Source organism: Bacteroides cellulosilyticus DSM 14838, from assembly GCF_000158035.1.
In the GTDB taxonomy this organism is placed as follows: domain Bacteria; phylum Bacteroidota; class Bacteroidia; order Bacteroidales; family Bacteroidaceae; genus Bacteroides; species Bacteroides cellulosilyticus.
The window spans coordinates 1-6236 of sequence record NZ_EQ973488.1; the positions used below are offsets into that span (position 1 = coordinate 1).

At 55.3% G+C, this 6236-nt stretch carries 4 protein-coding genes; all 4 read left to right on the forward strand.

Going from position 1 to position 6236, the window contains the following annotated elements:
• The first annotated feature begins 335 nt into the window (after positions 1–335).
• The 4 genes from BACCELL_RS25635 to BACCELL_RS26715 all read left to right on the forward strand — a co-directional run bounded on the left by BACCELL_RS25635 (position 336) and on the right by BACCELL_RS26715 (position 6090).
• Positions 336–2369 (forward strand): leucine-rich repeat domain-containing protein, encoded by a 2034-nt coding sequence (locus tag BACCELL_RS25635; RefSeq protein WP_085961906.1) that lies wholly within the window; start codon positions 336–338, stop codon positions 2367–2369.
• Between the two features lie 372 nt (positions 2370–2741).
• On the forward strand, positions 2742–4472 hold the full coding sequence (locus tag BACCELL_RS01240; protein WP_007209663.1) for an ATP-binding protein: 1731 nt from the start codon (positions 2742–2744) through the stop codon (positions 4470–4472).
• A 63-nt stretch (positions 4473–4535) separates the two neighbouring features.
• A complete protein-coding gene (locus tag BACCELL_RS25855; RefSeq protein WP_081450789.1) occupies positions 4536–5138 on the forward strand; it encodes a DUF3575 domain-containing protein in 603 nt (200 codons plus the stop codon).
• A 28-nt stretch (positions 5139–5166) separates the two neighbouring features.
• Entirely contained in the window at positions 5167–6090 is a 924-nt protein-coding gene (locus tag BACCELL_RS26715; protein WP_169309592.1) for a hypothetical protein, read from the forward strand.
• Positions 6091–6236 lie beyond the last annotated feature (146 nt).

The following is a 6236-nucleotide window of genomic DNA, read 5'->3' on the forward strand; positions in this document are numbered from 1 at the left end:
AACGAAGGACGAAAACAGCCCTTCGGAAGCCCCCTCCTCGTGCCGGACCAAGTATACCCATACTTTAACCGCAAAGTATACCCCTACTTTAACGGCAAAGTATGACCCTACTTAGCCTAACCCCGAGGACCCTCTGTGAAAATGTGTGAATTAGCTACGAGTTACAAGCTACAAGCACCGTTCAATCGGATTTGTAATCCGATTGTCCCGAGTATCAGGATTTATAATCCGCAAGACCCGGATCGTACAACCGCAACCCGTAGCTCGTAACTATGATCCCGAAAGGCACTCGTAGCTTGTAACTTGTAACTCGTAACTATTTAATACTTATATTTATGACTCCTTACTCCTCCCTCCGATCCTTCCTCTGCGCCGTCGCGCTCAGTATGTGCGTCGCGTCGTGCGCGGGCTTCACCGACGAGCTTCCCCTCCCCGAAGCCCCCGACACCCCCGCCGCAACGGAAGACCTGACCGGACAACCGATACAGATAGGCAACATCGCAATAACCGCCAACAGTGCCACCACCGGCACCGACGCCGATACCCGCACCCTCACCGACGACACCGGAAACTTCCTCGTGGAAGGGCGAACCATGACCGTATTCATGTTCAGCCCCACGGGCACGGACGGAGCCACAGTATGCCACCACGCAAACTACGTCTACACCTCCGCCGCCACCCCGGGCGCTCCCTCCACCACCACCACCTCCTGGCAACTCCAACCGGGCAGCGAGCCGCTATGCTGGCAATCTTCCGGCGATGAGCACCGCTTCTACGCCGTCAGCCCCGCCACCGGTACGCCCAATGCGAACATCCTGACAGACGCCACAGATGCCGGTAAAATCATCGGCTTCACCCCCGCCATCTGCCTGCCCACCGCCTGGACAGCGGACAGTTACGAAGAATGGGGACAACTGCGCATCACGCCAATCGCAACTGCGCAAACGCCCCAACGTGACGTCCCCATCAGTTTGAACCTCGGATGTCCCCTGGTGCATGTACAGATAGTGAGCGATGCAAGCCGGATAACGCTGCGACAGGTAAACGCCCTCAGCCCCACGACAGAGAACGGAGAAGCCGGGAAATCCGTGATGGAGATGTACAAGGAAGCGGGACTGATGTACAACGCATACATATTGCCCGGCGCAACGGAAATCAGCTACCTGACAGACAGCAAGGCTAAGAAGTCGAATGTCAGCAGTGATGGTCTGAAAGCGGGAGGACAGGTGCAGATAGTGGATGTGGATGACAGTAATGTGGACGTAGCTGTGGTGGAGGCGACGGAAGGAAATATGAGTGGAGAATGGCTGACAAACAGTGTAGGAGCAAAGAAGAAGATCGTAATCACGGGAAAGATGAATAATACGGACATGGAAAATCTGGCAGCATTTACTTATAACAACAGCATCACGGATTTATGTATTCTGGCGACGGGGGTGACGAGTATAGGAAGCAAAGCATTCAACCGCTGTACCTCCCTGGCAAGCATCAGCCTGCCACAAAGCCTGACAAGCATAGGAGAGCGGGCATTCGGCTACTGCAACTCTCTGACAAGCATCAGCCTGCCACAAGGACTGACGAGTATAGGAATAGACGCATTCTACTACTGTACTTCCCTGACAAGCATCGACCTGCCACAAAGCCTGACAAGCATAGGAGAGTGGGCATTCAGCAACTGCAAATCTCTGACAAGCATCGACCTGCCACAAGGACTGACGAGTATAGGAATAGGCGCATTCTACTACTGCAACTCCCTGACAAGCATCGACCTGCCACAAGGACTGACGAGTATAGAAGATAACACATTCCAATTCTGCACCTCCCTGGCAAGCATCAGCCTGCCACAAGGACTGACGAGTATAGGAAGCAGCGCATTCTCCGATTGCACCTCCCTGGCAAGCATCAGCCTGCCACAAGGGGTGACAAGTATAGAAAACTTCACATTCTCCAATTGTACCTCCCTGGCAAGCATCAGCCTGCCACAAGGGGTGACGAGTATAGGAATAGGCGCATTCTCCAATTGCACCTCCCTGGCAAGCATCAGCCTGCCACAAAGCCTGACAAGCATAGGAGAGTGGGCATTCGAGAACTGCCCCAAACTCGAAGACATCGTCCTCAGCGGCTGTGACTTCAACGTCCCGTCCGGCCTCTTCCTGCCCGCCACCACGAGTGATACATTCTCCCAATCCTCCCCCGTCACCCTCTTCCTGAGAGATGTGCCCGCAGCAATGTTCAGCTCCAATGCCGCTGCCTGCCAGTCATGGGGCGGGGTCAGCTGGAAAGCCATTCACTACGACTACAACGGTCCTGACGATGAGCTGTACCACACCGATGCAGCACGCTATTCAGGGCACTGGACAGCACCCTGACACCGTTGTCCGTCGGATAACATACACCGTTCAATCGGATTTGTAATCCGATTGTCCCGAGTATCAGGATTTATAATCCGCAAGATCCCGGCTTATCCCCATGACAGCTCGGATTTAAAATCCTGATACTCCTGCACCGGCGGATAACATATCCGCCGGAGCCGGACCGGAACCGGAGAACGGGGGATAACATATCCGCCGGAATCCGGGAACGGGAAGAACCGGGAACCGGGGGAACCGCCACCGCCCCCTCGATCTTTGACATACTGGAACAACGGGAAACCGGAAACTTTCACTCTATTTCTTCCTTCTGCCCTTGTGCATTAGGAAGGAATAGAGTACTTTTGTCCGTAATCAAAAACATGCACCGATATGGAAGATATCAAACGAATACCCTACGGCATCTCCAGCTTCACCGAAGTAGTGGAGCAGAACCAATATTATGTAGACAAGACCATGTACCTGCCCCTGCTGGAGCAGCAACCCAGCAACCTGTTCCTCGTCCGCCCCCGCCGCTTCGGTAAGAGCATCTTCCTGAGTATGCTGAAGGCCTATTACGACCTCTCGCAGAAGGACAAGTTCCGGGCACGCTTCGGCAACCTCTGGATAGGCAGCCGCCCCACACCCCTGCAAGGCGTGTATCAGGTGCTGCACATGGACTTCTCCCGTGTAGGCGGCGGAGTGGGCGAAGAACTCGCCCGCAACTTCAACGACTATTGCTGCGGAAGCTTGGACAACTTCGCCTCCATCTACCAGTCGTGCTACTATCCCGGATTCGCCCAAGAGATGAAAGAGCAAACCACCTCCACCCAAAAGCTGAACTTCCTGAACTGGAAAGCCCAGAACAGTGGAGCCCGCCTCTACCTCATCATCGATGAGTACGACAACTTCACCAACAACGTGCTCAACGAGCAAGGCCACGAGATATACCACGCCATCACCCACGCCACCGGCTTCTACCGCGAAGTGTTCAAGAAGTTCAAGGGCATGTTCGAGCGCATCTTCATGATCGGCGTCAGCCCCGTCACCCTCGACGACCTCAGCAGCGGCTTCAACATAGGCTGGAACATCTCAATCAAATCCCAGTTCAACCAGATGCTCGGCTTCAGCGAGACCGACGTCCGGGAAATTCTGCAATACTACAAGGATGCCGGCTGGCACAACGGAGACATCGACCAGATGATTGCCGAAATGAAACCCTGGTACGACAACTACTGCTTCGCCGAAGCCAGTCTGGACCGTGACCCCAAGATGTTCAACTGCGACATGGTGTTCTACTATCTGCGGAACTATATAGATGAAGGCTGCTCTCCCAAACAGATGATAGACCCCAACACCCGCACCGACTATACCAAGATGAAGAGGCTTATCCAGCTCGATCATTTGGACGGCGACCGCCGGGGCGTGATGCACCGCATCGCCGAGGAAGGACGGATCACCTCCGAACTCTTCACCACCTTCCCCGCCGAGCGAATCACCGACGCCAAGGTGTTCCCCAGCCTGCTCTTCTACTACGGCATGCTCACCCTCACCGGTACGGACGGCGACCAGCTGGTGCTGGGCATCCCCAACAACAACGTACGCAAGCAGTACTACGAATACTTGCTGGAAGAGTTCCAGAAAGCCGCCACCGACAGCCTCGACCTGAGCAATCTGCGAAGCATCTACAAATACATGGCCTACGACGGCCAGTGGCGCCCCGCCCTCGAATTCATCGCCCAAGCCTACAAGGACAATTCCTCTGTGCGCAGCCTGATAGAGGGTGAACGAAACATCCAAGGCTTCCTGCAAGCCTACCTCAGCATCAACTCCTACTACCTCACCGCACCCGAGATGGAACTGAACCACGGCTTCTGCGACCTCTTCCTGATGCCCGACCTCATGAGGTATCCCGAAGTGAAGCACAGCTACATCCTGGAACTGAAATACCTCTCCGCCAAGGACTACGAAGCCCACGCCGAAGACCAATGGCAGGACGCCGTAAGACAACTCCGCCTCTACACCGAAGCCCCCCGCGTCAGGCAGATGATACAGGACACCCGGCTGCACTGCATCGTGATGCAATTCAGCGGTTGGGAGCTGGCAAGGATGGAAGAAATATAACCCCACGCGTTTCCCGTTGTTCCTTACATAACCATAGTATATAACTCTAATTATAGAACAGATATGTATAGAACAATTTTATCCACAGTGCTCTTGGCACTGACCTTCCTCTGCACCCAACCCGTGCGAGGACAAGAAAACCAAGAAACGCAAGACAGCCCCACCCCGCATCCCCGCTGGGCGCTGAGCACCAATCTGCTCTCCTGGGCCACCCTCGCCCCCAACCTGGGAGCCGAACTCTACCTCGCAAACCGCTGGAGCCTCGCCGCCGACGCCTCCTACGGTATGTGGAACTACAGCCACCGCACCCACACCACCCCCACTTGGAGCGTCGGCGGCGAGCTGCGATACTGGCTGCAAACCCCTCGATGGGGCTTCCGCCGCACCCACATCGGCCTCGCAGTCCGCGGCGGAGAGTTCGACGACACCTTCTTCAGCCGTGGCTCCCAAGGCGAAGCCCTCCTCGCCGGAATTACAGCCGGATACCGCTTCTGCCTCCGCGGACACTGGTACGTGGATGCCGGCTTCGGCCTGGGATACATCCACACCCGATACGACCGCTACCTCTGGAACTCACGCTTCGGCAAATACGAACAGAACGGAACCCGCACCCGAAACCTCATGGGACTGACAGGCCTGCACGTGAGTATCATCTACAATTTATGATTTATAATTTATGATTTATAATTACGCTATGAAGTATTTATATAGCTGCCTGCTTCTGCTCATGGTCCTTGGCCTGTGCAGTTGCGAACGCAAGGAGCTCTTCAGCCACGAAGAACTATACACCGCCCCTACGCACATCAGCGCCGACTGGCAAGGACAGTCGGCCACCGCCTCCGCCCTGCAAATACGCATCAGCGGCACGCATCAGGACATTCATCTCGATACCCTCTTCACCCTGGAGTCCGACGCTACCGCCACTCTGGCACTGCTGGAAGCCGAATATCACATCATCGCCTGGCACGACGCCGCGAACGTAAGCTTCAACGGCTCCCTCTTCCACCTCTCCATCGGTGAGGACGGGCTGCTACGCGAACCCTCACACTTCTGTGCCGCCGAGAGCACCGTGCCCGTAAATCCGGAACAGGAAAACCGCCTCTCCCTCAAGATGTATCCGCAAACAAGGATGCTGAAACTCTCACTGAACGTGGATAAAGGAAGCCCGGAATTGATAACCGGCATCGAAGCAACCCTGTCCGGAGTGGCCGCAGAACGAAGCGTCTCCGGAACCACACCCCGGAACAGCACCACCGGAAATATCCGCCTGAACTTTACACAAGACGGCAACACCCTATCCGCCGGCCACCGCCTGCTGGGCATAGCCTCCGGAGTCCCCCAGGAACTGACCCTCACCCTGCACTACTCCGAAGGTGAACCGCAAACCGAAACCTACAATCTGAGTCCACTGCTGACTACCTTCAACCGGTTCGACGTCAGCGGCAGTACGGATATGTTCACCCTCACCGGAAAACTCTCGCTATACCAAAGCGTGGAAGAAGCCGGCATCAGCGGAAGCATAGAAGACTGGACGCCGGGAACGGAAACCGACATGGATGCAAATGGATATGCGGACGACGCGGATAAAGCGGACGAACACGAACTTATTACACATTAATAATTAATACCAAAAAGATATGAAACCCCAACTTCTTCTCCTCGCAGCCCTCGCCCTGCTGGCAAGCTGCACCAACAGTGAAAATACCCCCGAAACAGGGAATGATACCCTCGTCCCCGTCACCCTGAACGCCGGAATCGTACAGA